This window comes from Cellulomonas sp. PhB150 (assembly GCF_003755175.1).
GTDB lineage: Bacteria > Actinomycetota > Actinomycetes > Actinomycetales > Cellulomonadaceae > Cellulomonas.
On the sequence record NZ_RKHX01000001.1, the window covers coordinates 711,530 to 735,309 of the forward strand.

Genomic DNA, 23,780 nt, shown 5'->3' on the forward strand with positions numbered 1-23,780 from the left:
CTCAGAACCCGAGCCGTCCGAGCTGCTTGGGGTCGCGCTGCCAGTCCTTCGCCACCTTCACGTGCAGGTCGAGGTAGACCTTGGTGCCGAGCAGCGCCTCGATGCCGCGGCGGGCCTGGCTGCCGACGTCGCGCAGGCGCGTCCCGCCCTTGCCGATGATGATCGCCTTCTGGCTGTCGCGCTCCACGAAGAGGTTGACGCGCACGTCGAGCATGGCGGGAGCGTCACCGAGCCGCTCGCGCGGGACGATCTCGTCGACGACGACCGCCAAGGAGTGCGGCAGCTCGTCGTGCACGCCCTCGAGCGCGGCCTCGCGCACGAGCTCGGCGACCATGACGATCTCCGGCTCGTCCGTGAGCTCGCCGTCCGCGTACAGCGGCGGGCCCTCCGGGAGGTGGCCGATCAGCACGTCGGACAGCGTGTCGACCTGGTAGCCGCCGACGGCGGAGACGGGGACGATGTCGGCCCACTCCCCCAGCCGCGACACGGCGAGCAGGTGCTCCGCGAGGCGCCCCTTGGGCACCAGGTCGGACTTGGTCACGACCGCGACGACCGGGGTGCCGCGACCGTCCCCTGCGAGCTGGACGAGCTGCTCGGCGATGAAGCGGTCCCCGGGCCCGACCTTCTGGTCGGCCGGCAGGCAGAACCCGACGACGTCGACCTCGGTGAGCGTGTCCTTGACGAGCGCGTTGAGCCGCTCGCCGAGCAGCGTGCGGGGCCGGTGCAGCCCCGGCGTGTCGACGAGCACCATCTGGGCGTCCTCGCGGTGCACGATGCCGCGGATGGTGTGACGCGTCGTCTGGGGCCGGTCGGACGTGATCGCGACCTTCTGCCCGACGAGCGCGTTCGTCAGCGTCGACTTGCCCGCGTTGGGCCGGCCGACGAAGCAGGCGAATCCCGAGCGGAAGGTCATGGGGTGGCTCCGTGGTTCGTGTCGTCGTGCGCGTGGTGCGAGTCCTTCGTGTCCTGCTTGTCCTTCGTCTCACGTCCGGCGGGTTCGTCGTCGTCGTGGCGCTCGACCTCGCTGACGAGGACGGTCGCGAGCCGTCGTCGGCGCCCCTCGACACGGTCCGCGACCAGGTGCAGGCCGTGGATGTCGCCGGCGGACCCGGGCAGAGGAACCTTACCCAGTGCCTTGGCCAGCAGTCCGCCGGCGCTGTCCACGTCCTCGTCGTCGACCTCGAGCCCGAACAGCTCCCCGAGCTCGTCGCGGCCCAGCCGCGCGGGCACCCGGTAGGTGCCGGGCGCGACCTCCTCGACCGCCTGCGCGCTGGGGTCGTGCTCGTCGGTGAGCTCGCCGACGATCTCCTCGAGGGCGTCCTCGATGGTGACCAGGCCGGCGATGCCGCCGTACTCGTCGACGACCATCGCGATGTGCGAGGCGCCGGCCTGCAGCTCGCGCAGCAGGTCGTCGACCGGCTTGGACTCCGGCACGAAGATCGCGGGCCGCACGAGCGAGGACGCGGGCGCGTCGAGCACGTCGTCGGACTCGTCGCGCTGGCCCGGGGCGATCGGCAGGCGGCGGACGACGTCCTTGAGGTACAGCACGCCGCGCAGGTCGTCGACGTCGTCGCCGGTCACGGGCACGCGGGAGAACCCGGAGCGCAGCAGCAGCGCGAGCGCCTTGTGCACGGGCGAGTCGGCGTGGGCCGTGACCATGTCCGTGCGCGGGACCATGACCTCGCGGGTGAGGGTGTCGCCGAGGCCGAGCACCGAGCGGAACATCTCGCGCTCGTCGTCCTCGATCGCCTCGGACTCGCTGACGCGCTGCACCATGTCACGCAGCTCGTCCTCGTCGTCGTCGATGCTGCCGCGCGCGCTCGGTGCGCCGCGGGCGATCGTGCCGGCGACCGCGGTGACCGCGAGGAGCGGCCCCGAGAGCAGCACGAGCGTGGACAGCGGGTGACGCCGACCGATCGTGCGCGGGCTGACGCGGACCAGCAGGTACGCGACCAGCGCGCACGCGGCGACGGACACCAGGGCGACGGCCCACCACGGCAGGGACCCGGACGCGACCACGAGCGTGATCCCGACCGTGGCGACCATCTCCGCGAGGAGGCGGACGAAGGCCGCCGCCGCGGCGACGTGGGCAGGGTGCTCGACGAGGCGGCGGACCCGGTCGGACGAGGGGTGCCGCTCGGCGACGAGCTCGGTGACGGCGGCACGCGAGACCCGGAGGACGGCGACCTCACCGGCGGACAGTGCGGCGGCCGCGAGGATGCCGAGCAGAGCGACCAGGACGAGGAGGGCGACGGGGACGTCGGTCATGCGCGGGCTGTCACCTGCTCGCGAGGAACGTCAGCAGGAGGCGGCGCTGGAGGGCGAACATCTCCTTCTCCTCCTCCGGCTCCGCGTGGTCGTAGCCGAGCAGGTGCAGGATGCCGTGCGTCGTCAGGAGCAGCAGCTCCTCGACGGTCGAGTGGCCCGCGGCGACAGCCTGGCCCGCGGCGACCTCCGGGCACAGCACGACGTCGCCGAGCAGGCCGGCGGGCGTGGTGTCGCCGTCGCGGCCGGGGCGCAGCTCGTCCATCGGGAACGAGAGCACGTCCGTGGGGCCGGGCTCGTCCATCCACTTGACGTGCAGGTCCGTCATCACGTCCGTGCCGACCAGCATGATCGACAGGTCGGTCTGCGGGTGCAGGTGCATCTCGTCGAGCACGTAGCGCGCCAGGGCGGCGAACTCGGCCTCGTCGACCGCGAAGCCCGACTCGTTGTTGACCTCGATGCTCATCGGGGCTTCAGCTCCTGTCCCAGCGCGCGTACGCGTCGATGATCTGACTCACGAGGCGGTGCCGGACCACGTCGGAGGACTCCAGCCGGCAGAACGCGACGTCGTCGATGCCGCCGAGGATGTCCTCGACGACGCGCAGCCCCGACGGCTGGCCCGACGGCAGGTCCACCTGGGTCACGTCGCCGGTGACGACCACGGTCGAGCCGAAGCCGAGCCGCGTGAGGAACATCTTCATCTGCTCGACGGACGTGTTCTGCGCCTCGTCGAGGATGATGAAGGAGTCGTTGAGGGTGCGACCGCGCATGTAGGCGAGCGGCGCGACCTCGATCGTGCCGGCCTCCATGAGCCGCGGGATCGTCTCGGGGTCGACCATGTCGTGCAGCGCGTCGTACAGCGGCCGCAGGTACGGGTCGATCTTGTCCGACAGCGAGCCGGGCAGGAAGCCGAGCCGCTCGCCCGCCTCGACCGCGGGCCGCGTCAGCACGATGCGGTGCACGCGCCGCTCCTGCAGCGCCTGCACGGCCTTGGCCATCGCGAGGTACGTCTTGCCGGTGCCGGCGGGGCCGATGCCGAACGTGACGGTGTGCCGGTCGATCGCGTCGACGTAGTCCTTCTGCCCCGACGTCTTGGGACGGATGGTCTTGCCGCGGCTCGACAGGATGTTGAACGAGAGGATGTCGGCGGGCTTCGCGTGCGACCCGGCGGTCAGCATCGCGACCGTGCGGCGCACGACGTCCGGCGTCAGCGGGGTGCCCGCGCCGGCCATCTCGACGAGCTCGTCCACGAGCCGTGCGACGAGCGCGACGTCGCCCGCGGGGCCCGCGAGGCGGACCTCGTTGCCGCGGACGTGGATGTCGACCCCGGTGAAGCCGTCCTCGATCGAGCGCAGCACCTCGTCGCGCAGGCCGAGGAGCTCGACCATCGAGACGTCCGCCGGGACGGATATGCGGTGCTCGACGCGGGCGGGCGCGCCGACGGTGCGGGGTGCGGGGGTGGACTCGGCCATGAGCTCGGCAGGTGCCGCTGCGCTCCTTGCTTGTGGTGGTTTCGTCGTGGGGAGGACGCCGTGCTGCCCAGTCTATCGAGCGCGTCCGACAGCAGGCCGCTCGATATCCGTGCTCAGCCCCAGCGGCCCGAACGTTGCGCGAGCAGCGCGAGCGCGACCGGCCCGGCGGTGGAGGTCCGCAGCACGTGAGGCCCGAGACGCACGGCGCGGGCTCCCGCGTCGGTCAGCCGGCGCAGCTCGTCGTCACCGATGCCGCCCTCGGGGCCGACGACGACCAGGAGCTCGCCGCTGACGGGCAGCGCGGCCTCGGCGATCGGCACGGACGCCTCCTCGTGCAGCACGAGGGCGCCGCCCCCCGCGGCCACCGCCGCGGCGACCCGGACGGCCAGAGCCTTGCTGTCGACCGCGACGCCCACCTCGGGCACCCACGCGCGTCGCGACTGCTTGGCGGCGGTCCGCACGGTGCCGAGCCAGCGGGCGCGGCTCTTGGCGGCACGGTCGCCGCGCCAGACCACGATCGAGCGGTCGGCCTGCCAGGGCACGACGCCGTCGGCGCCGACCTCGGTGGCCGCCTCGATCGCGAGCTCGTCGCGGTCGCCCTTGGCCAGCGCCTGCACGAGGACGAGCGGCACGGCGGGAGCCGGCTCGTCGACGCGCTCGACGACCTCGACGAGCACGCCGTCGGGGACGACCGACGCGATGCGGCCGACGAGCCGCACCCCTGCGCCGTCGACGACGTCGACCCGCTCCCCCACCGCCTTGCGCTGCACGACCCCGGCGTGCCGGCCCTCCGCGCCGTCGAGCAGCACGGTGTCACCGACGTTCGCGGCCCGGACGCGGTGCTCGTCGCCCAGGAAGACCGGCGCGCTCAACGCCCCGAGAGCTTGTCGCGCAGCTTGCCGAACACGCCCGAGTGGCTCGACGCGAGGCGGGCGTCGGGACGCTCCTCGCCGCGCAGCGTCGCCAGGCGGCGCAGCAGCTCTGCCTGCTCGTCGTCCAGGGCCGTGGGGACGGCGACCTCGACGTGCACGTGCAGGTCACCGCGGCCGCCGACGTGCAGGTGCCCGACGCCGAGCCCCTTGAGGGTGACGACCTGGTCCGGCTGGGTGCCGGGGCGCAGGTCCACCTCCTGCTCGCCGTCGAGGGTGTCGAGCGAGAGGACGGTGCCGAGAGCGGCCGCCGTCATCGGCACCTCGAGCGTGGCGTGCAGGTCGTCGCCGCGCCGCACGAACGTCTCGTGCTTGCGCTCGCGCACCTCGAGGTAGACGTCGCCGGCCGGGCCGCCGGCGGGGCCGACCTCGCCCTGGCCCGTGAGCTTGATCCGCGTCCCGGTGTCGACGCCCGCGGGGACGTCGACCGACAGGGTGCGGCGCGAGCGCACGCGACCCTCGCCGGAGCAGTCCGTGCAGGGCTCGGGGATCACGGTGCCGAACCCGTGGCACGCTGCGCAGGGCTGGGTGGTCATCACCTGGCCGAGGAACGAGCGGGCCACGCGCTGCACCGTGCCGCGGCCGTGGCAGACCTCGCAGGTGCGCGGCGACGTGCCGGGGCGGCAGCAGGTGCCGGAGCAGGTGGGACAGACGACCGCGGTGTCGACGGGCACCTCGCGGTGCACGCCGAACGTGACGTCGGACAGCTCGAGGTCGAGCCGGACCAGGGCGTCCTGGCCGCGGCGGGCGCGCGGGATGGGGCCCCGCTGCGCCTGGGCTCCGGCGGCGCCGAAGAACGTCTCGAAGATGTCCTGGAAGCCGAACCCGGCACCCGCTCCCCCGCCGGACGAGCCGTCGCCGCCCAGGTCGTAGGAACGGCGCTTGTCGGGGTTGCCGAGGACGTCGTAGGCGCGCGAGACGTCCTTGAACCTCTCCTCGGCGCCCGGGTCCTCGCCGGCGACGTCCGGGTGGTGCTCGCGGGCGAGCTTGCGGTACGCCTTCTTGATCTGCTCCGGGCTCGCGTCGCGCGGCACACCGAGGATCTCGTAGTAGTCGGTCACAGCTCTCTTCTCGTGGTCACGTCCGGGCCCCTCAGGAGCCGGCCAGGATGCGGGTCAGGTAGCGGGCGACGGCGCGCACGGCGGCCATCGTCCCGGGGTAGTCCATACGGGTGGGGCCGATCGAGCCGACGCGAGCGATCGCCCCGTGCTCGTCGCCGTAGCCGGTGGTCACGAAGCTCGTCTCGAGCAGGCCGGCGTGCTGGGTCTCGCGGCCGATCCGGACCGATACCGTGGCCTCGTCCTCGGCCATCTCCGAGAGCAGCCGCATGAGCACGACCTGCTCCTCGAGCGCCTCGAGCACGGGCCCGAGCGTCCCGACGAAGTCCGCGCCACCCACGCGGGCGAGGTTGGCGGTGCCCGCGAGCACCACGCGCTCCTCGGACTCCTGCGCGAGGGTCTCCTCGATGATCGAGACGACCGAGGCGACGAGCGAGGCGTGCGCGGGCTCGAACGCCGCGGTGAGCGTCTCCAGCGCGCCGCTCAGCTCGGACAGCCGCCGACCGGCGACGCACACGTTGAGCTGGACCCGCAGCCGCGCGACGAGCAGCTCGTCGAGGTCGGCGTCCGTCTCGAGCGTGCGCTGCTCGACGCGGCCGGTGTCGGTGATGAGCACGACGAGCAGGTGCCGCGTCCCGACCGGGACGAGCTCGATGTGCCGCAGCGCCGAGCGCCGCAGCGACGGGTACTGCACCACCGCGACCTGCTGCGTCAGCTGCGCGATGAGGCGCACCGAGCGGTCGACGACGTCGTCCAGGTCCACGGCGTCCTCGAGGAACGAGCCGATCGCGCGGCGCTCGGGCGCCGACAGCGGCTTGACCGTCGAGAGCCGGTCGACGAACACCCGGTAGCCCTTGTCGGTCGGCACGCGCCCGGCCGACGTGTGGGGCTGCGCGATGTAGCCGGCCTCCTCGAGGGCGGCCATGTCGTTGCGGATCGTGGCCGGCGAGACACCGAGCGTGTGGCGCTCGACGAGCGCGCGCGAGCCGACCGGCTCCCTCGTCGCCACGTAGTCCTCGACGATGGCGCGCAGCACGTCCAGGCGGCGGTCGTCGCTCACGGTGCACCTCCCTCGTCGAGTCCTCCGGCCTGACCGCCGGGCGTCCGTGCCAGACCGGTAGCACTCTCGGCCTGCGAGTGCCAAGCGTACGCCGCCACGCCGACACCTACCGGCTCAGGCCCACGGTGGGCGACCTAAGGTGTCGGGCGTGAACGACGACCGCTACGGCTCCGACGTCCTGGCGACAGGCTCCGCGACCCACCACCGACCCGCGCGGACGTCCCGCCCCCAGCCCGCCGAGCGCGGACTGGTGGTCGAGGAGGTCACCACCGGCTGGGTCGGTGCCGTGACGCGCGTCGAGAAGTCGGGCGGCCAGCACGTCGTCGTCCTCGAGGACCGCCGCGGCCGCACCCGCACCTTCCCGCTCGGGCCCGGGTTCTGGGTCGACGGCGAGCCCGTGCTCCTCACGGCTCCGGTCCGGCAGGCCGCCCCGGCGGCCCCCACCCGCACCGCGTCGGGCTCGGTGGCCGTGCACGACGCACGCGCTCGGGTGGCCCGCGCGAGCCGGATCTGGGTCGAGGGCAAGCACGACGCCGAGCTCGTCGAGAAGGTGTGGGGCGACGACCTGCGCCTCGAGGGCGTCGTCGTCGAGCTGCTGGACGGCGTCGACAACCTCACCGACGCGCTGCGCGACTTCGGTCCCGGGCCCGGGCGCCGCGTCGGTGTGCTCGTCGACCACCTCGTGGCCGGCTCCAAGGAGAGCCGGATCGCCGCCGAGGCCACCCGGTCCGCGCCCGCGGGCTCCGTGCTCGTGCTCGGCCACCCGTACGTGGACGTGTGGCAGGCCGTCCGGCCCGAGCGCATCGGCCTGCAGGCGTGGCCGACGATCGAGCGCGGCACCGAGTGGAAGCACGGCATCCTGCGCGAGCTCGGCTGGCCCGCCGCGGAGCAGGCCGACGTCGCGCGCGCCTGGCAGCGGATCCTGCGCTCGGTGCGCAGCTACGCCGACCTCGAGCCGACCCTGCTGGGCCGCGTCGAGGAGCTCATCGACTTCGTCACCGCGCCGTGAGCCGATGGTGAAGGGTTGCGCCCGCTGGGCGGGCGCAACTCTCCGCCATCCACGCGCTCAGGCGACCGGCGCGATCGGCTCGCCGAGCAGGTTGCGATACAGGTACGACGTCGCCACCAGGACCACCGGGATCGCGACGAGCGCCCCGAGGCCGCACAGCAGGAAGCCGACGAACAGGATCACCGCGGCGAGCAGGTAGAACAGGATCGTCGTCGCCAGGTTGGCACGCACGAGCTCGACGCTCGCCTTGATCGCGTCGATCGGCGATAGGTTCTTGTCCACCACGAACCAGAGCGTGAACAGCAGCGCCAGGTTCGCCGCGAGGCCGATGATCTGGCCGATCAGCGGGATCCACGTGACGAGGCCGAGCACGAGGTTGATCCCCGCGATCAGCAGCGCCGTGATCAGCACGTTCGTCGCGTTGTCGAACTTGAAGAAGTCGCCGAACTCGAGACGCTGCCCGTAGGTCACCTTGAGCGAGGCCCGCACGAAGGCGGCCTCGACGAGGTAGAAGACCAGGGAGAAGATCCCGATGATCAGGATGAAGGTGAACGACAGCCCGAAGCCCACCCTGCCGTTGTTGTTCGTGCCGACCGCGTTCGCGATGCCGCCGAAGGCAAGCACCACGATGGTGAAGACCACGGTCGTGATGATGAGCCAGACCAGGGTCGCGGCGACGAAGATGCCGCCGCCCCGCGTGAAGGCGTTCCAGCCGTAGCTGATGGCCGCCCCGATCGGCGACGGCGGCACCGCGGAGTACCCGCCCGGGGGCGGCGGGGACGCGGGGTAGCCGCCGGGTGCCTGCCCGTAGCCACCGGCCGGCGGAGGCGGTGGGTAGCCGCCCTGGGCAGGCGGTGGGTAGCCGCCCTGGGCAGGCGGCGGGTAGCCGCCGGCCGCCGGCTGGCCGTAGCTCGGGGCCGGGGGCGTGTAGCCCGCGGGGGGCTCGGACGGTGCACCGTAGGCCGGAGCCGGCGGAGCGACCGGGGGCGCCGGCGGCTCGGGTGCTGCGGGCTGTGCTGCGGGGTCGGGTGCCGTGGGCTCCGGGGCCACGGCGTCCGGTGCCGGCTCGTCGTCGCGCGGCGGCGTTCCGCCTGGGTTCTCGCTCATGTCGGCATTCCTCCCGATTGCGGGCCTTCGCGCCCTGGTGTGAGCGAACCGAACCCCGCAGGTGGTGTCAAGGAGACCCACCGCTCGTCTCTGCCCCCGACCGATACGCTGACCAGCGACGACGACAGCCGACGCGCGAGAGGGAGCCGACGATGACCAGCCCCGAGCCCGACCCGCAGTTCCTGCGCAAGGCCGAGCAGCCCGAGCAGTTGCGCACCCCGCCGCAGCCGTCGGCCCAGCTGCCTCCGCAGCCGCCCTCTCCCCCGCAGCAGCAGACCTGGGGCGCGGCGCCGCCCGTGCCGCTGCGCCCCGACGAGGAGCGGACCTGGGCGATCCTCGCCCACGTGCTCCCGCTCGTCGTGGGCGGCTTCCTGCCCCCGCTGATCATCTGGCTCGCCTTCAGGGGCCGCGGCGCCTACCTCGAGGACCAGGCCAAGGAGGCGCTCAACTTCCAGCTCACGCTCCTGATCGCCTACGTGATCGGCTTCGTCACGGTGTTCATCCTCGTCGGGTTCGTGATCCTCGCGGCCGCCGGCATCGGCGCTCTCGTGTTCGCGATCCTCGCGGCCGTGGCCTCCAGCCGGTACGAGTGGTACCGCTACCCGCTCACGATCCGGTTCGTGAAGTAGCTCGCCGCGCGCGAGCGGCGCGGACGCGCCAGAATCCTCCACGGTCACGCATCGAGGGCCGGCACGGCCCCGCACGCAAGGAGCTCCCATGTCCCAGCAGTACCCCACCGGCCCGGCCCGCAGCGCGGACCAGTCGCGCACGTGGTCGATGCTCTCTCACCTCGGCGGCATCCTCACGTACTTCTTCATCGGGTGGGTCGTCTCGCTGGTCGTCTGGCTCGTCGAGCGCGAGCGCGGCACGGGTGCGCGCGAGCAGGCACGCGTCGCGCTGAACTTCCAGCTCACGCTGCTCATCGGGATGGTCGCGTTCAAGATCCTCGACGCGTTCCCGGTGATCGGCGTCCTCGGCTGGGTCGGAATGCTGGCCGTCGGGCTCATCGGGCTCGTGCTCTCGATCGTCGCCGCGGTCGCGGTGTCGCAGGGCGGGTCCTACCGCTACCCGTTCTCGCTCGAGCTGGTGCGCTGACGCCGGGCCCGGCGCAGATCAGTCGTCGAAGCCCGCAAGGGTCCGCACGACGAGGTCCGCGAGCAGCCGCCCACGCAGCGTGAGCAGCACGCGCTGGTCGGTCAGCAGGGCACGCCCGTCGACAAGTCCGTCCGCGACGAGCCCCGCCACCGAGGTCCGCGCGTCCACGGGGACCTCGTCGAGCGGCATCCCCTCCGCGAGGCGGACGTGCAGCATCAGCCGCTCGAGCGTCGCAGCCTCGGCGTCGACGACCTCGCGGCCCGCGGCCGGGCTCAGCCCTTGCTCGAGCCGGCCCGCGTACGCGCGCGGGTGCTTGACGTTCCACCAGCGCACGCCGCCCACGTGCGAGTGCGCGCCGGGTCCGACGCCCCACCAGTCGTCGCCGCGCCAGTAGGCCAGGTTGTGCCGGCACGCCGTCTCCGGCGTGCGCGCCCAGTTGGAGACCTCGTACCAGCCGAGGCCGGCGGCGGTGAGCAGCTCGTCGGCCAGCTCGTACTTGGCGGCCTGGTCGTCGCCGTCGGGCAGCTCGAGCTCGCCGCGGCGCACCTGCACGGCCATCTTGGTGCCCTGCTCGACGACGAGCGCGTACGCCGAGACGTGGTCGACACCCGTGGCGAGCGCGGCCTCGAGCGAGGCGCGCCAGTCGTCGAGCGACTCCCCCGGCGTGCCGTAGATGAGGTCGAGCGAGACGGCCAGGCCGGCGTCGCGGGCCCACCGGACGACGTCGGGGATGCGCCGCGGGTCGTGCGTGCGCTCGAGGGTGGCCAGCACGTGCGGGACCGCGGACTGCATGCCGAACGAGACGCGCGTGAAGCCGCCGGCCGCGAGTGCCGCCAGCGACTCGGGAGTGACCGAGTCGGGGTTGGCCTCGGTCGTCACCTCGGCGTCGTCGGCCAGGCCCCAGGCCTCGCGGACGCCGTCGAGCATCCGCACCAGGTCGCCGGCGGGCAGGACGGTGGGCGTGCCGCCGCCGACGAAGACCGTCGAGGCCGCCCGTGCCGGCAGGCCGGAGGCCGCGAGGACGTCGCGGCCGAGCGCGATCTCGCGCAGCGCGGTGTCCGCGTAGGACGACTGGCTCGCTCCCCCGCCGAGCTCGCTCGCGGTGTAGGTGTTGAAGTCGCAGTACCCGCAGCGCACCGTGCAGAACGGCACGTGCAGGTAGACGCCGAACGCGCGGTGCTCGGCTCCCGCGACGACGGAGACCGGCAGCCCGCCGTCGTCGGGCGCCGCGTCCCCCTCGGGGAGGGCCGGGCTCACTTCTTCTTCGCGTCCTTGGCGTCCCGCCCGCCCGCGGAGCCGGCGGCCTCGGAGGAGAGCGCGGCGATGAAGGCCTCCTGCGGCACGTCGACCCGGCCGATGGTCTTCATGCGCTTCTTGCCCTCCTTCTGCTTCTCGAGCAGCTTGCGCTTGCGGGTGATGTCGCCGCCGTAGCACTTGGCCAGGACGTCCTTGCGGATCGCGCGGATGGTCTCGCGGGCGATGACCCGGGCTCCGACGGCGGCCTGGATCGGCACCTCGAACTGCTGGCGCGGGATGAGCTCGCGCAGCTTGCCGGTCATCATCACGCCGTAGGCGTACGCCTTGTCCTTGTGGACGATCGAGCTGAACGCGTCGACCGCCTCGCCCTGCAGCAGGATGTCGACCTTGACGAGGTCGGCCACCTGGTCGCCGATGCGCTCGTAGTCGAGGCTCGCGTAGCCGCGCGTCTTGGACTTGAGCAGGTCGAAGAAGTCGAAGACGATCTCCGCCATCGGCAGCACGTAGCGCAGCTCGACGCGCTCCTCGGACAGGTAGTCCATGCCCTGCAGCTCGCCACGCTTGCCCTGGCAGAGCTCCATGATCGCGCCGATGAACTCGCTCGGCGCCAGGATCGTCGCCTTGACGATCGGCTCGTGGACCTCGCCGATCTTGCCGCTCGGGAACTCGCTCGGGTTGGTCACCGTCACGGTCGACCTGTCCTCGAGGGTGACCTCGTAGACGACGTTCGGGGCGGTCGAGATGAGGTCCAGGTCGAACTCGCGCTCGAGCCGCTCGCGGATGATCTCGAGGTGCAGCAGGCCGAGGAAGCCGACCCGGAAGCCGAAGCCGAGCGCCACGGACGTCTCGGGCTCGTAGTTGAGCGCGGCGTCGTTGAGCTTGAGCTTGTCGAGCGCGTCGCGCAGCACCGGGTAGTCGGTGCCGTCGATCGGGTACAGGCCGCTGAAGACCATCGGCTTCGGGTCGGAGTACCCGCCGAGCGCCTCGCCGGCGGGCTTGCTCGCGTTGGTGACGGTGTCACCGACCTTGGACTGGCGCACGTCCTTCACGCCGGTGATCAGGTAGCCGACCTCGCCGACCCCCAGACCCTTGGAGGGGACGGGCTCGGGTGAGATGACGCCGATCTCGAGCAGCTCGTGGGTCGCGCGCGTCGACATCATGACGATCTTCTCGCGCGGGTTCAGGTTGCCGTCGACGACCCGGACGTAGGTGACCACGCCGCGGTAGGTGTCGTAGACCGAGTCGAAGATCATGGCGCGGGCGGGCGCGTCCGCATCGCCGGTGGGCGGCGGGACGAGCTCGACGATGCGGTCCAGCAGGTCCTCGACGCCCACGCCCGTCTTGCCCGAGACCCGCAGGCAGTCCTCGGGCTCGCCGCCGATGAGCTTGGCGAGCTCCTCGGCGTACTTCTCGGGCTGAGCGGCCGGCAGGTCGATCTTGTTGAGGACCGGGATGATCGTCAGGTCGTTCTCGAGCGCCAGGTACAGGTTGGCCAGCGTCTGGGCCTCGATGCCCTGCGCGGCGTCGACCAGGAGCACGGCGCCCTCGCACGCGGCGAGCGAGCGCGAGACCTCGTACGTGAAGTCGACGTGGCCCGGGGTGTCGATCATGTTCAGCGCGAACGCCTGGTCCCCCACGCCCCACGGCATGCGCACGGCCTGCGACTTGATGGTGATGCCGCGCTCGCGCTCGATGTCCATGCGGTCGAGGTACTGGGCGCGCATGGCACGCGCGTCGACGACGCCGGTCTTCTGCAGCATGCGGTCGGCGAGGGTCGACTTGCCGTGGTCGATGTGCGCGATGATGCAGAAGTTGCGCAGCAGCTCCGGAGCGGTCGCGGCAACCTGGATGCGCGACGACGCGGCGGCACTGGGGATCGGGGACACGCGCGGACAGCTCCCGGCTTCAAGGGGTGGCGGGCACGATTGGCGCTCGCTCGACGGACGATGACCGGCAGACACCTGTCGGGTGTCGGCGGCCGGCACCACCATGGTCCCATGACGACGGCCCCGACCGACGCCCTCGACCACCTCGCGGTGCTGGGCGACCTCCAGGACCAGTTCCTCGCGTCGATCGACCTCGTCGACCCGACGACTCCCATCCCCTGGTGCGGCCGCTGGCGGGTGCGCAACCTCGTCGTGCACCTGGCCCGGATCCACCACTGGGCCGCCGGCCAGGCCCGCCGCCGCCAGGAGACTCCCCTGGGGCGCGGGCCGTTCGTGCTCACCGACCTCTACGCCTCCTGCGCGCGCGAGCTGCGCACCACGCTCGCCGACCTCGACCCGTCGGCTCCGGCCTGGACGCTCGACGACAGCGGCGTCGCCGCGTTCTGGCGCCGACGACAGACGCACGAGACGCTCGTGCACCTGTGGGACCTGCGCACGGCCGGCGGGCTGCCGCTGGACGTGCCGGCCGCGGTGTGGGCGGACACGGTCGACGAGGTCGTCACGGTGATGCAGCCGCGCCAGGAGCAGATGGGGCGGATGGACCCGCTGGCGGCGCCGATCGAGCTCGTGGCCGACGACACGGACGCGTCCTGGCTGCTCGGCGGCCCGGGCGAGCCAGCCGCGCAGGTCACAGGTCCGGCGTCGGCGCTCGCTCTGCTGATGTGGGGTCGCACCAGGCCCGACGACGCCGTCCTCGGGGTGATCGGCGATCGCGAGACGCTCGACGAGGCGCTGGGCTGCAGACTCACGCCGTGACGGTCGGGCGCGACCGGCGTCGCGTTGCCGACCTGGGTCTCACCCCTCGCGCGTGATCTGCACCGTCACCGCGAGCTCCTGCGTCCCGGTCCCCGCGTAGATCCCCCGCAGCGGCGGCACGTCGTCGTACGACCGCCCCCGCGCGAGCACCACGTGGTGCGACCCGGCGGGCATCCGGTTGGTCGGGTCGAAGGGCACCCAGTCCCCCACCCACCACTCGACCCACGCGTGCGACTCCCCGGAGACGGTCTCGCCGACCTCGCTGTCCTGGTTCGGGTGCAGGTAGCCCGAGACGTAGCGGGCGGGGATGCCGAGCGAGCGCAGGGCGCCGACCGCGAGGTGGGCGACGTCCTGGCAGACGCCGGCGCGCGCGGCCCACGCCTCGGAGGCCGGGGTGTGCACGCTCGTGACGCCGGGGATGTACTCGACCTCGTCGCGCAGCGCGAGGCACACGGCCAGGGCGGCGGCGTCGGGGTCGAGGCCGTCCGCAGCGGCGGCGGCCAGCGCGACGAGCTCGTCGGGCGCCTCTGTCGTCGGGGTGTCCGAGAGGAACTCGGCCAGCCGGTCGCGGACCTCGGGCGAGCGCAGCGCAGCCCACGACGCGGGTGAGCGGACCGGCGGGCGGTCGCCGACCTCGACCAGGTGCTCGGCGGTGATGACCAGGGACTCGTGCGGCGCGAGCACCTCGAACGCGGTGACGGCCGTGCCCCAGTAGTCGCGGTAGTCGTGCGTCCACGTCTGCGGCTGGACCGACAGCCGCGTGTCGATGACGGTCTGGCCCGCCTGCGACAGGGGCGTCATGCGCGCCTCGTTGTAGGACGCCTGCACCGGGCCGGAGTAGCGGAAGGTCGACGTGTGCGTCACGCGCAGCCGGCTCACAGCGCCTCACCGACCCAGGTGGTCGCCGCGCCCGAGGGGAAGTAGCGGCCGCGGATCGCGTCGGATGCTGCCGAGCAGGCTCGCTGCACCTTCTCCATCTCCTGGGGCAGGTTGTCGAGGACCTCGCCGAGCGGGCGGTACTCGAGGTTGGTGCGGACGTGGCCGATGTGCCGGCGCGCGTCGTCGACCGTGGCGCGGTCGACGACGGGCTCGAGAGCCGCGAGCGACGCCTCGGCCTGGTTGAGCGCGAAGACGATCGAGCGGGGGAAGAGCCGGTCCAGGAGCAGGAACCCGGCGGCCCGCTCGTCGGACGCGGTGCCGCGGTACGTGCGCAGGAACGCCTCGTGCGCGCCGCACGAGCGCAGCAGGGTGGTCCAGCCGGGGCCGGCCGAGCCGGCGAGCGCGCGGGTCGCCAGGAGACGGGCGGTCATGTCCGCGCGTTCGATCGAGCGGCCGAGCATCATGAACGAGAACGTGTCGTCACGCGAGGTCGCGGAGTCCATGATCCCGGCGACGATCGCCGCGCGCTCCCGCACCCACGTGAAGTAGTCGTGCGGCCGCGCGGGCCGCATGTGCGAGGGCAGCTGGTTCCAGGTCGTGTTGAGGCACTCCCACAGCTCGGTCGAGATGATCTCGCGCGCCCGTCGGGCGTTCTCCCGGGCCGAGACGAGCGAGCCCGCGATCGACGACGGCGCGAACCGGTCGTACGCGAGCATGTCGAGCACGTACTCGCGCCCCACGGCGACCTTCTCCGGCGGCGCCGGACGGTCCATCACCGACAGCAGCGAGCGGCAGGCCAGGTCCTCCTCCGCCCACGGGTCCTCGAGCAGGATCTGCACGTGCACGTCGAGCAGGCGGGCAGTGTCGTCGGCGCGCTCGACGTAGCGGCCGATCCAGAACAGGGACTCCGCGATGCGACTGAGCACTTATGCCCCCATCTGCTGCTGCTGCATGACCTGGGCCCGCATGTCGTTCGGGTTGGTGTCGATCGGCACCGCGCTGTCCACGGGCACGGACTGCGGCCGGTCGATCGCCGGCCGCTTGCCCTGCCACGCCGGGTTCCCGCCGAGCACCCACGTGTCCTTGGACCCGCCACCCTGGGAGGAGTTCACGACGAGCTCGCCCTCGGGCAGCGCGACACGCGTCAGCCCGCCTGGGAGCACCCAGACGTCCTCGCCGTCGTTGACCGCGAACGGGCGCAGGTCGGTGTGCCGCGGACGCATCCGGTCGTCGATGAGCGTCGGGATGGTCGAGAGCTGCACCACGGGCTGCGCGATCCAGCCGCGCGGGTCGTCTTGCAACCGGCGGCGCAGGGCGTCGAGCTCGGCCTTGCTGGCCTTGGGGCCGACGACCAGGCCCTTGCCGCCCGAGCCGTCGACCGGCTTGACCACGAGCTCGTCGAGCCGGTCGAGCACCTCCTCGAGCGCGCCCGGGTCCTCGAGCCGCCAGGTGTCGACGTTCTTGAGGATCGGCTCCTCGCCCAGGTAGTACCGGATCATGTCCGGGACGTAGGTGTAGACGAGCTTGTCGTCGGCGACGCCGTTGCCCACCGCGTTGGCGATGGTCACCGTGCCGTTGCGCGCGCACGTCATCAGGCCCGGGCTGCCGAGCAGCGAGTCGGAGCGGAACGCCACCGGGTCGAGGAACTCGTCGTCCACCCGGCGGTAGATCACGTCGACCCGGCGCCGGCCCTGCGTGGTGCGCATGTAGACGCGGCCGCCGGAGCAGAACAGGTCGCGCCCCTCGACGAGCTCGACGCCCATCGTCCGGGCCAGCAGGGAGTGCTCGAAGTAGGCCGAGTTGAAGACGCCGGGCGTCAGGACGACGACCGTCGGGTCGTCGACCCCCGACGGCGCGGCGGCGATCAGCGCCGCGAGCAGGCGGCGCGGGTAGTCCGAGACGGGCCGGATGCGCAGCGCCGCGAACAGCTCGGGGAAAGTCTGGGTCATCGCGCGCCGGTTGGACAGCACGTAGGACACGCCGGACGGCACCCGCACGTTGTCCTCGAGCACCCGCCAGCCGTCCAGCGCGTCACGCACGAGGTCGATCCCCGAGACGTGCACCCGGACGCCGTTCGGCGGCTGGATGCCGCGCGCGGCCCGGTGGAAGTGGGTCGAGGAGACGATGACCGAGCGCGGGATGACGCCGTCGGCGACCGCGCGCTGCTGGCCGTAGACGTCGGCGAGGAACGCCTCGAGCGCCTTGACGCGCTGCGAGACACCCGGCGCGACGTGGTCCCAGTCGTCGCGGCCGATCACCCGCGGCACGACGTCCAGCGGGAACGGGCGCTCCTCGCCCGCGAAGTCGAACGTCACACCCTGCGTCAGGTACGTGCGCGCCAGCGTGTCGGCTCGCGCCTGCAGCTCGCCGGCCGTCAGCTCGGCGAGCGCGGCGTGCACCTTCGTGTACGCGGTGCGCGGGCCTGACTCGGGATCGAGCATCTCGTCCCATGCCTGCCCCGGCGGGTAGTCGTCGAACAGGTCTGCCATGTCTCGGACCCTATTCCTGGTGTGTTGCGAGCGCGTGACGAGCGAGCGGTCCCCGGAACACTCCCGTCACATGACCGTGCAGGTCCGGCTACGGTCGGGTCATGACGACGAGCGACGTGCGCGGGCTGCTGCGCCGCGCGCTCCGTCGGCTGCGCCCGGGCCGCACGACCGCTCCCGCGCGCCGGGGGCAGCCGGACTTCCACGGCACCGTCCACCTCGAGTACTCCCCGCACGCCGACGACGCGGCGGATCCCGGTGAGATCGTCTGGACGTGGGTGCCCTACGAGGAGGACCCGACGCAGGGCAAGGACCGCCCCGTGCTCGTCGTCGGGCGCGACGGCGCCTTCGTCCTGGCCCTGATGCTCACGAGCAAGGACCACACGCGCGACGCCGCCCGCGAGGCGAGGCGCGGCCGGCACTGGATGGACATCGGGACCGGCCCGTGGGACGCGAAGCGACGGCCGTCCGAGGTCCGGCTCGACCGCGTGCTGCGCCTCGACCCCCACGGGATCCGGCGTGAGGGCTGTATCGTCGACCGTCCGCTGTTCGACTCGGTCGTGCACGCGATGGCTGTGATCCCTCGCACGACGTGATCCGCGGCACGAAGAGCCGCGCACCCCGTCAGTCCTGGTAAGATCGCACTTCGCGTGTCCGCCCAGGTCGGCGGGCACTCGCCCAGCTCCTCCCCGAGGGTGTCCCCACGCCCCAGTCCCGGAGCTGCGCGCGCCCTCTACGACCTGTCAGATCGCTTCGGCGAACGCACAAGAGAGTCCTCACGTGGCAAACATCAAGTCTCAGATCAAGCGCATCACGACGAACGAGAAGGCGCGCCTGCGGAACAAGGCCGTCAAGTCGGAGCTCAAGACGCACGTCCGTCGCGTCCGCGAGGCCGTCGCCGGTGGCGACAAGGACGGCGCGCAGGCCGCGCTCGTCGTCGCCTCGAAGAAGCTCGACAAGGCAGCCTCGAAGGGCGTCATCCACGCCAACCAGGCCGCGAACAAGAAGTCGGCGCTCGCGAAGACGGTCGGCGCTCTCTGAGCCGACCGCCCACGGGCAGCAGCGAAGGCGTCGTCCCCCTCCACGGGGGCGGCGCCTTCGTCGTACGCCAGCAGGACGGGGTGAACTTTCGCGAGCGGGAGAGCGTTCTCCCGCACCAATCGCCCAAAGCACCCGATATCGCCCGCCGTCACCTGGTTGCGTCCCCCTTTCGTGTGGTCTGATGGATGACATGACGCCGGACGGTGCCGACGGGCGGTACGCACGCCTCGCGGCGGCGGTCGAGGATGCGATCCCCGACACGCTGCGCCGCGAGTGGGAGCAACGCGCGGCGGCCGAGCCCGTGCTGGTCGCCCGGCAGGGCATCTTCTCCGCCGCGGGCAACCCGGTCGCCTACCAGCTCTCGTTCCGCTCCCCCGGCGGGGAGACCTCGTCGGCCACCTCGTGGAGCGACACCCAGCACGACCACGCCACGGCCCACGTCCTCGACGCGACCTTCGGCCGCGCGGACCTCGAGAGCGTCGCCCACGGGCGGCTGCTGTTCGTGCGCTGCACACGCGCCTACCTCGTCGGGGACTTGCAGGTGCCGGCCCGCCCGGACCGGCTCGTCATCGAGGTCCCCTACTGGGTCGACGTCGACCGCGAGGTCGTCGCCGGGGTGCGGCGGCTGCGGGACGCCGGGTACCGGATCGCGGTGCCGTCGTTCGTCAGCACCGCGCACCAGCGGATGATCCTGCCGCACGCCGACTTCGTGAAGATCGACGTGCGTGACCTCGACGTCGAGGGCCACCCCGTCGTGGCCTTGGCCCGGTCCTACGGAGCGACGCTGGTCGCCGAGTTCGTCGAGACACCCGACCTGCACCAGCACGCGCAGGAGCTCGGGTTCGCTCTGTTCCAAGGGAACCTGCTGGAGCGTGCCGGCATCCTCGACCGCGCGGGTGCGCGTCCGGTGACGGGCTGACGCGAAGTCGCGTCATAGTCCGCGCCCAGCGCCCTCTCATCCATCGTGAGCATCCCCGCCACGCCTCCTCGGCTCTCGACCCCGCCCCCCGTGGCGCGGCAGCCGATCTGGGCGCGCGACGGATCGCTGTTCGCGCATGAGCTGCTCTACCGCGCTCATGACGGCAGCGCCGTAGGGGTCGACCGGTGGCACGTCAGCGACCAGGACCGCGCGACCGCCTCGGTCCTCTCCGCCCTCCAGCACGGCGACCCGTACCTGCGCGAGGGGCGCGCGTTCGTCAACGTGACCCGGTCGTTCATCGTCGACGACCTCCCTCTCCCGCCGGCTGATCCCGACCTCGTCCTCGAGGTCGTGGAGACCGTGCCCGACGACGACGACGTCCTGGCCGGCCTGCGGCGCCTGCGCGACGCCGGCCACCACATCGCGCTGGACGACTTCGCCGCCGAGGCCCACCAGGTGGCGATGCTGCCGTTCGCCGACTACGTCAAGATCGACTGCCGCGAGCTGGTCCGGCACGGATCCGCGCTCGTCGACCTCGCCCGCCGCGACGGTGCGCTGCTGGTCGCCGAGCGGGTCAGCGACGCCGGGCTCGTCGAGACGTGCCTCCAGCTCGGGTTCGACCTGCTGCAGGGCGACGCCCTCGGGGCTGCGACGACCGCGTCGCCGACCGACTGATCCGCTGGCTCAGCTGCCGCTGGCCTGGGCGACCCGGAGCACGGCGCGCTCGACCGCGAACTGCGGGTCACGGCTCTCGCCCTTGACCTCCGCGTCCGCCTGCGCGACCGCGCTGATGGCCGTCGCGAGCCCCTCGGGCGTCCAGCGACGGAGCTCCTTCATCGCGCGGTCCACCTGCCACGGCGCCAGGCCCAGGTCGCGCAGCGCGCCCTGCCCCTTGCTCCGCACCGCGCCGACCTTGGCCAGCGTCCGCAGCTTCATCGCGAGCGCGGCCACCATCGGCACCGGGTCGACGCCTGTGGCCAGCGCGTGCCGCAGCAGTGCGACGGCCTCCCCCGCCTGGCCCGCCACGGCAGCGTCGGCCACCCGGAAGCCGGTCGCCTCGATCCGGCCGCCGTAGTACCGCTCGACGACGTCGGCGCCGATCAGGCCGTTCGTGTCCGCCACCAGCTGGGAGCAGGCTGCGGCGAGCTCGCGCAGGTCGCTGCCGACCGCGTCGACGAGAGCGCGCACGGCCTGGCCGTCGGCCCGCCTGCCCGCCCGGCGCAGCTCCGCCCCGACGAACGCGGTCTTGTCCGAGTCCGAGGTGATGGGGTCACACGCGACGACCGGGACCTTGGCGGCCTTGAGCGCGTCGAGCAGCTTCTTGCCACGCTGGCCGGAGCCGTACCGCAGCACCATGACGACGCCGGGGGCCGGCGAGGCCAGGTAGGCCGTGGCCTCGGCGAGCAGCTCCTCGGTGCCGCGCTCGAGGCCGTCGACGACGAGCACCTTGTCCTCGGCGAACAGCGACGGGCTGGTCAGCACCCCGAGCGCTCCGGGCGTGTACTGGTCGGCGTCGAAGCGGGTGACCTCGACGCCGGGGTCTGCCGCCTTGGCGAGCGCGACGAGGCGGTCGATGGCCCGGTCCGCGAGCAGGCCCTCCGCGCCGCGGACGAGCACGACCGGGGCGAGGGCCACCTCCTCCCACGAGACGCCCTCGGTGGCGGCGCCGCGGCCGGAACGGGCGGCTGGGCGGCGGGTGGCGGGAGGCACGCGCACAGCCTGCCAGACGCCGCCGACACCGCCGCACCGCGACCGTGGCTCAGGCGGTGGTGCCCGCGCTGCCACCGCCCGACGTCCGGCCACGCGGCAGCAGGAGGCGGACGACGCACAGGCCCGACAGGCCGAGCACCCCGACGCCGAGCGCGCCCGGGAGCCACGCCAGCTGGGCTCCCGGAGCACCGGCAGCGACTCGCGCGACCGCCCCGATCCACCAGCAGGCCGCGCCGGCCACCCACGCGAGCACCGTCGCCAGAGGCGCGCACCACGGCTCGACGACGCCCGCGGCCAGGCCGAGCACGGTGGCCGGAGCCACCGCGGGCGCCGCGAGGACGTTGGCCGGGATCGCGTACGTGGCGAAGCTCGGCGTGAGCACGACGACGACGGGCCCGCACACCACCTGCGCGGCGACGGGCACCGCCAGGGTCGCCGCGAGCGGCCGTCCCAGCCTCGTCGACCAGCGCACGGTCAGCGGCTCGGCGACCAGCACGATCCCGGCCGTCGCCAGCACCGACAGCACGAACCCGATCTCACCGGCCAGCCACGGGTCGAGGACCAGCAGCACCACGACCGCGGCGGCCAGCGCCGCGGGCGCCCGCGCGGGACGCCCGAGCAGCATCGCCCACACGCCGACGAGCCCCATCACGGCGGCCCGCACCACGCTGGGCGACGGGTGCACGAGGAGCACCATCGCCGCCATCGCACCGACGACGACCCCCGCCCGCGCCCGTCGCGGCATGCGCAGGAGCCCGGCGGCGACGACCGTCAGCGTCGCGACCAGCGAGAAGTGCGCACCCGAGACCGCGGTGAGGTGCGTGAGGCCGGACGCACGCAGAGCGTCGCGCAGGTCCTCGTCGACGCCGCTCGTGTCTCCCACCGTCACGCCCGGGAGCAGGGCGCGGGCGTCGCGCGGCAGCGGCGCGGCCAGGCGATGCTCCGCGGCCCGGACGCCCTGCGCCGTCCGCTGCCACGGTGGCGGTGCCCGCACGACGAGCACGTCGTCCGAGGTCAGGAGGGTCGCGACCGCCCGCTCCCCGCGGGGCTCGAGGCGCAGCCGGCCCTGCAGGAGGACGACGGCGTCGAACGGTGGCACGTCCGCCGCCGGTCCGATCACGCGCACGGGAGCGCGCGCGACCTGCCTGCTGGGCAGCGCTCCGGTCGTCTCGACGACGAGCGTCGTCATCCCCCACATCGCCTGCTCGGGAGCACCCGGCCAGGGCGGCGGCAGGCGAATCGCGTCGCCCGTGACCCTCCCTTCGAGGCGCACCTCGTCACCGGCGAGGCGCACCCACGGACCCGAGTCGCGTGCCGCCACCTGGCCCGACCCGGCCGCCATCGTGAAGGTCGCGACGACGAGCGCCAGGACCGCCGCCCCCGCGAACCGGTCGACTCGTCGCGGGTCACCCGGTCCCGGCAGGGATCGGGCCCGACGCCGGCGGTGGACGAGCGACCCGCCGACTCCCATCAGCGCCATGGCCACGGCGGCCGCGATCCTCGCGCTCACCCCCGCCTCGGCCCGGACCACGACGACGGCGGCCAGCCAGGCGGCACCGAGCGAGGGGAACAGCCGCAGGTCGATCCGCGCGGCGGGCGGACCGGAGCGCGACACGTCGTCGGGCGGCGCGCCGGAGACCGGGGGCGTCGACGCCGTCACACGCGCACCAGGTCGCCGAGCGACGCCATCAGGGCGGGGCCGATCCCCGGGACGTCCTCGAGCTGGTCGACGCTCGCGAACGGGTGATCGGCGCGGTGGTCGACGATCCGCTGCGCCAGGACCGGGCCGATGCCGGGCAGGGCGTCGAGTGCGGCGACGTCCGCGGTGTTGAGGTCGACGAGACCGCCGCCCGCGACCCCGGGCTGGCCGTCGGTGCTCGGTGGGGGTGCGGCCGTCGGCGCGGGCGACTCACCTGTGCGCGGCACGACGATCTGCTCGCCGTCGACCAGCACCCGGGCGAGGTTGAGGCCGTCGAGGTCGGCCGACCTCGTCGCGCCGCCGGCGGCGTCGACCGCGTCGCCCACGCGCGAGCCGCCGGGCAGCCGCACGATGCCGTGGTCGTGCACCGCGCCCACCACGTGCACCACGACCTCCGCGGAGCCGGTCGCGGCGCTCGACGGCGCGCTCGACGGACCGCCCGACGCACCGACGCTCCCCGCGGACGAGACCGGGCCGCACGCGGCTGCGCACGCCGTGCCCTCGGGGGACGGCACGGGCAGCACGACGGCGGGGCCGGCGCTGACCGAGGCCGCGCGCACGGCGACCGCTCCCCCGACCAGCGCCAGCGCGAGCGCCGCAGCCCCGGCGGCCCGCCACGACACGGCCCAGCGACGACGCCCGGTCTCGCGCTCGACCCGGTCCAGCGGGTCCCCGTGCTGCTCCACGTACTCGCGGCGCACCGCCCGCATCGCTCGTGCGGTGGCCACCTCTGCCTCCGCGACGGGCGCAGGACCCCCGGTCCGTGCCGGCTGCGCGCTCGGCGCCCCGATCCGGTGGCCGATCTCGTCGAGCGCCCCGGGAGCGGCCGCAGCGACGGGTTCGGCGAGCACGTGCGCCGCGGGTCGATCGGGCACCCAGGAGTCCGGCGTCCCGACGTCCGGCGCCCCGACGTCCGGCGGCCGGACGTCCGACGCCCCGACGTCCGGCGGCCCGAGGCCCGACGTCCCGGGACCGGCGGGCGCGACCGGGCCAGGCACCGTCCCGCCCGCGAGCTCGGCGAGCCGCCGTCCCGCGATCGACGGGTCAGGCGGACGGCGGGGCACCTCTCGACCGTAGGTTCGAGTCGGCCGG

24 protein-coding genes are annotated in these 23,780 nt (G+C 73.4%); 8 read left to right on the top strand and 16 right to left on the bottom strand.

Annotation, left to right across the window (positions count from 1 at the left end):
- Window position 1: 1 nt before the first annotated feature.
- From era to hrcA, 7 genes are all read right to left on the bottom strand, one after another.
- The gene (era, locus tag EDF34_RS03400) at window positions 2–913 is read right to left on the bottom strand and encodes a GTPase Era (protein WP_123369932.1); all 912 of its coding nucleotides are present in this window, start codon (window positions 911–913) and stop codon (window positions 2–4) included.
- Window positions 910–2,268: a hemolysin family protein gene (locus EDF34_RS03405; RefSeq protein WP_123369933.1), complete on the bottom strand. Its 1,359-nt coding sequence runs from the start codon at window positions 2,266–2,268 to the stop codon at window positions 910–912. The genes era and EDF34_RS03405 overlap by 4 nt, the downstream gene beginning before the upstream one ends.
- A gap of 10 nt (window positions 2,269–2,278) precedes the next feature.
- On the bottom strand, window positions 2,279–2,731 hold the full coding sequence (gene ybeY / locus EDF34_RS03410; protein WP_123369934.1) for an rRNA maturation RNase YbeY: 453 nt from the start codon (window positions 2,729–2,731) through the stop codon (window positions 2,279–2,281).
- Between the two features lie 7 nt (window positions 2,732–2,738).
- Window positions 2,739–3,737 (bottom strand): PhoH family protein, encoded by a 999-nt coding sequence (locus tag EDF34_RS03415; protein ID WP_123369935.1) that lies wholly within the window; start codon window positions 3,735–3,737, stop codon window positions 2,739–2,741.
- Between the two features lie 113 nt (window positions 3,738–3,850).
- A complete protein-coding gene (locus EDF34_RS03420) occupies window positions 3,851–4,609 on the bottom strand; it encodes a 16S rRNA (uracil(1498)-N(3))-methyltransferase (protein WP_123369936.1) in 759 nt (252 codons plus the stop codon).
- Window positions 4,606–5,727 (bottom strand): molecular chaperone DnaJ, encoded by a 1,122-nt coding sequence (dnaJ, locus tag EDF34_RS03425; RefSeq protein WP_123369937.1) that lies wholly within the window; start codon window positions 5,725–5,727, stop codon window positions 4,606–4,608. Before dnaJ ends, EDF34_RS03420 begins: the two co-directional genes overlap by 4 nt.
- Before the next feature lie 31 nt (window positions 5,728–5,758).
- Complete coding sequence (gene hrcA / locus EDF34_RS03430; protein WP_123369938.1) at window positions 5,759–6,784, bottom strand: heat-inducible transcriptional repressor HrcA; 1,026 nt, start codon at window positions 6,782–6,784, stop codon at window positions 5,759–5,761.
- A 148-nt stretch (window positions 6,785–6,932) separates the two neighbouring features.
- Between hrcA and EDF34_RS03435 the strand changes: the two genes are divergently transcribed.
- Window positions 6,933–7,793 carry a DUF3097 domain-containing protein gene (locus EDF34_RS03435; protein WP_123369939.1) on the top strand — a complete coding sequence of 287 codons (861 nt, stop codon included), beginning with the start codon at window positions 6,933–6,935 and terminating at the stop codon, window positions 7,791–7,793.
- Window positions 7,794–7,850: 57 nt separating this feature from the next.
- Here the strand turns inward: EDF34_RS03435 and EDF34_RS03440 are convergent, their stop codons facing one another.
- Window positions 7,851–8,900 (bottom strand): hypothetical protein, encoded by a 1,050-nt coding sequence (locus EDF34_RS03440; RefSeq protein WP_148076565.1) that lies wholly within the window; start codon window positions 8,898–8,900, stop codon window positions 7,851–7,853.
- A 152-nt stretch (window positions 8,901–9,052) separates the two neighbouring features.
- Here EDF34_RS03440 and EDF34_RS03445 point away from each other — a divergent pair, with 152 nt between their 5' ends.
- Both EDF34_RS03445 and EDF34_RS03450 read left to right on the top strand, forming a co-directional pair.
- Window positions 9,053–9,529, top strand: coding sequence for a DUF4870 domain-containing protein (locus EDF34_RS03445; RefSeq protein WP_123369941.1), 477 nt, complete (start codon window positions 9,053–9,055; stop codon window positions 9,527–9,529).
- Window positions 9,530–9,617: 88 nt separating this feature from the next.
- Window positions 9,618–9,995 carry a DUF4870 domain-containing protein gene (locus EDF34_RS03450; RefSeq protein WP_123369942.1) on the top strand — a complete coding sequence of 126 codons (378 nt, stop codon included), beginning with the start codon at window positions 9,618–9,620 and terminating at the stop codon, window positions 9,993–9,995.
- Window positions 9,996–10,013: 18 nt separating this feature from the next.
- Here the strand turns inward: EDF34_RS03450 and hemW are convergent, their stop codons facing one another.
- Window positions 10,014–11,252, bottom strand: a complete 1,239-nt coding sequence (gene hemW, locus EDF34_RS03455; RefSeq protein ID WP_123369943.1) for a radical SAM family heme chaperone HemW — start codon at window positions 11,250–11,252, stop codon at window positions 10,014–10,016.
- Window positions 11,249–13,138, bottom strand: a complete 1,890-nt coding sequence (lepA, locus tag EDF34_RS03460; protein WP_305038120.1) for a translation elongation factor 4 — start codon at window positions 13,136–13,138, stop codon at window positions 11,249–11,251. The genes hemW and lepA overlap by 4 nt, the downstream gene beginning before the upstream one ends.
- Window positions 13,139–13,249: 111 nt before the next feature.
- Between lepA and EDF34_RS03465 the strand changes: the two genes are divergently transcribed.
- Window positions 13,250–13,954: a maleylpyruvate isomerase family mycothiol-dependent enzyme gene (locus tag EDF34_RS03465; protein WP_123369944.1), complete on the top strand. Its 705-nt coding sequence runs from the start codon at window positions 13,250–13,252 to the stop codon at window positions 13,952–13,954.
- 39 nt (window positions 13,955–13,993) lie between these two features.
- Here EDF34_RS03465 and EDF34_RS03470 read toward each other — a convergent pair whose 3' ends face one another.
- The 3 genes from EDF34_RS03470 to EDF34_RS03480 are packed head-to-tail and all read right to left on the bottom strand — an operon-like array spanning window position 13,994 to window position 17,322.
- Window positions 13,994–14,833 carry a transglutaminase family protein gene (locus EDF34_RS03470; RefSeq protein WP_123369945.1) on the bottom strand — a complete coding sequence of 280 codons (840 nt, stop codon included), beginning with the start codon at window positions 14,831–14,833 and terminating at the stop codon, window positions 13,994–13,996.
- Window positions 14,830–15,759, bottom strand: a complete 930-nt coding sequence (locus EDF34_RS03475) for an alpha-E domain-containing protein (protein WP_123369946.1) — start codon at window positions 15,757–15,759, stop codon at window positions 14,830–14,832. The genes EDF34_RS03470 and EDF34_RS03475 overlap by 4 nt, the downstream gene beginning before the upstream one ends.
- Complete coding sequence (locus tag EDF34_RS03480; RefSeq protein WP_123369947.1) at window positions 15,760–17,322, bottom strand: circularly permuted type 2 ATP-grasp protein; 1,563 nt, start codon at window positions 17,320–17,322, stop codon at window positions 15,760–15,762.
- Between the two features lie 101 nt (window positions 17,323–17,423).
- On the opposite strand from EDF34_RS03480, the gene EDF34_RS03485 reads away from it, so the two are divergent.
- The 4 genes from EDF34_RS03485 (at window position 17,424) to EDF34_RS03500 (ending at window position 19,954) form a co-directional block, all read left to right on the top strand.
- A complete protein-coding gene (locus EDF34_RS03485) occupies window positions 17,424–17,915 on the top strand; it encodes a type II toxin-antitoxin system PemK/MazF family toxin (RefSeq protein WP_123369948.1) in 492 nt (163 codons plus the stop codon).
- 184 nt (window positions 17,916–18,099) lie between these two features.
- On the top strand, window positions 18,100–18,360 hold the full coding sequence (rpsT, locus tag EDF34_RS03490) for a 30S ribosomal protein S20 (RefSeq protein WP_123369949.1): 261 nt from the start codon (window positions 18,100–18,102) through the stop codon (window positions 18,358–18,360).
- A 181-nt stretch (window positions 18,361–18,541) separates the two neighbouring features.
- A complete protein-coding gene (locus tag EDF34_RS03495; protein WP_233575159.1) occupies window positions 18,542–19,279 on the top strand; it encodes an EAL domain-containing protein in 738 nt (245 codons plus the stop codon).
- A 90-nt stretch (window positions 19,280–19,369) separates the two neighbouring features.
- Window positions 19,370–19,954 (top strand): EAL domain-containing protein, encoded by a 585-nt coding sequence (locus tag EDF34_RS03500; RefSeq protein WP_233575160.1) that lies wholly within the window; start codon window positions 19,370–19,372, stop codon window positions 19,952–19,954.
- Window positions 19,955–19,963: 9 nt separating this feature from the next.
- On the opposite strand, the gene holA is transcribed toward EDF34_RS03500, so the two are convergent.
- The 3 genes from holA to EDF34_RS03515 are packed head-to-tail and all read right to left on the bottom strand — an operon-like array spanning window position 19,964 to window position 23,752.
- Entirely contained in the window at window positions 19,964–20,989 is a 1,026-nt protein-coding gene (gene holA / locus EDF34_RS03505) for a DNA polymerase III subunit delta (protein WP_123370646.1), read from the bottom strand.
- A 49-nt stretch (window positions 20,990–21,038) separates the two neighbouring features.
- The gene (locus EDF34_RS03510) at window positions 21,039–22,649 is read right to left on the bottom strand and encodes a ComEC/Rec2 family competence protein (RefSeq protein WP_123369951.1); all 1,611 of its coding nucleotides are present in this window, start codon (window positions 22,647–22,649) and stop codon (window positions 21,039–21,041) included.
- On the bottom strand, window positions 22,646–23,752 hold the full coding sequence (locus EDF34_RS03515; RefSeq protein ID WP_233575161.1) for a ComEA family DNA-binding protein: 1,107 nt from the start codon (window positions 23,750–23,752) through the stop codon (window positions 22,646–22,648). Before EDF34_RS03515 ends, EDF34_RS03510 begins: the two co-directional genes overlap by 4 nt.
- Window positions 23,753–23,780 lie beyond the last annotated feature (28 nt).

Coding starts and splice junctions, on each gene's coding strand:
- era (WP_123369932.1), bottom strand. CDS start 913: ATGACCTTCCGCTCGGGATTCGCCTGCTTCGTCGGCCGGCCCAACGCG.
- EDF34_RS03405 (WP_123369933.1), bottom strand. CDS start 2,268: ATGACCGACGTCCCCGTCGCCCTCCTCGTCCTGGTCGCTCTGCTCGGC.
- ybeY (WP_123369934.1), bottom strand. CDS start 2,731: ATGAGCATCGAGGTCAACAACGAGTCGGGCTTCGCGGTCGACGAGGCC.
- EDF34_RS03415 (WP_123369935.1), bottom strand. CDS start 3,737: ATGGCCGAGTCCACCCCCGCACCCCGCACCGTCGGCGCGCCCGCCCGC.
- EDF34_RS03440 (WP_148076565.1), bottom strand. CDS start 8,900: ATGAGCGAGAACCCAGGCGGAACGCCGCCGCGCGACGACGAGCCGGCA.
- EDF34_RS03445 (WP_123369941.1), top strand. CDS start 9,053: ATGACCAGCCCCGAGCCCGACCCGCAGTTCCTGCGCAAGGCCGAGCAG.
- EDF34_RS03450 (WP_123369942.1), top strand. CDS start 9,618: ATGTCCCAGCAGTACCCCACCGGCCCGGCCCGCAGCGCGGACCAGTCG.
- EDF34_RS03465 (WP_123369944.1), top strand. CDS start 13,250: ATGACGACGGCCCCGACCGACGCCCTCGACCACCTCGCGGTGCTGGGC.
- EDF34_RS03480 (WP_123369947.1), bottom strand. CDS start 17,322: ATGGCAGACCTGTTCGACGACTACCCGCCGGGGCAGGCATGGGACGAG.
- EDF34_RS03485 (WP_123369948.1), top strand. CDS start 17,424: ATGACGACGAGCGACGTGCGCGGGCTGCTGCGCCGCGCGCTCCGTCGG.
- EDF34_RS03495 (WP_233575159.1), top strand. CDS start 18,542: ATGGATGACATGACGCCGGACGGTGCCGACGGGCGGTACGCACGCCTC.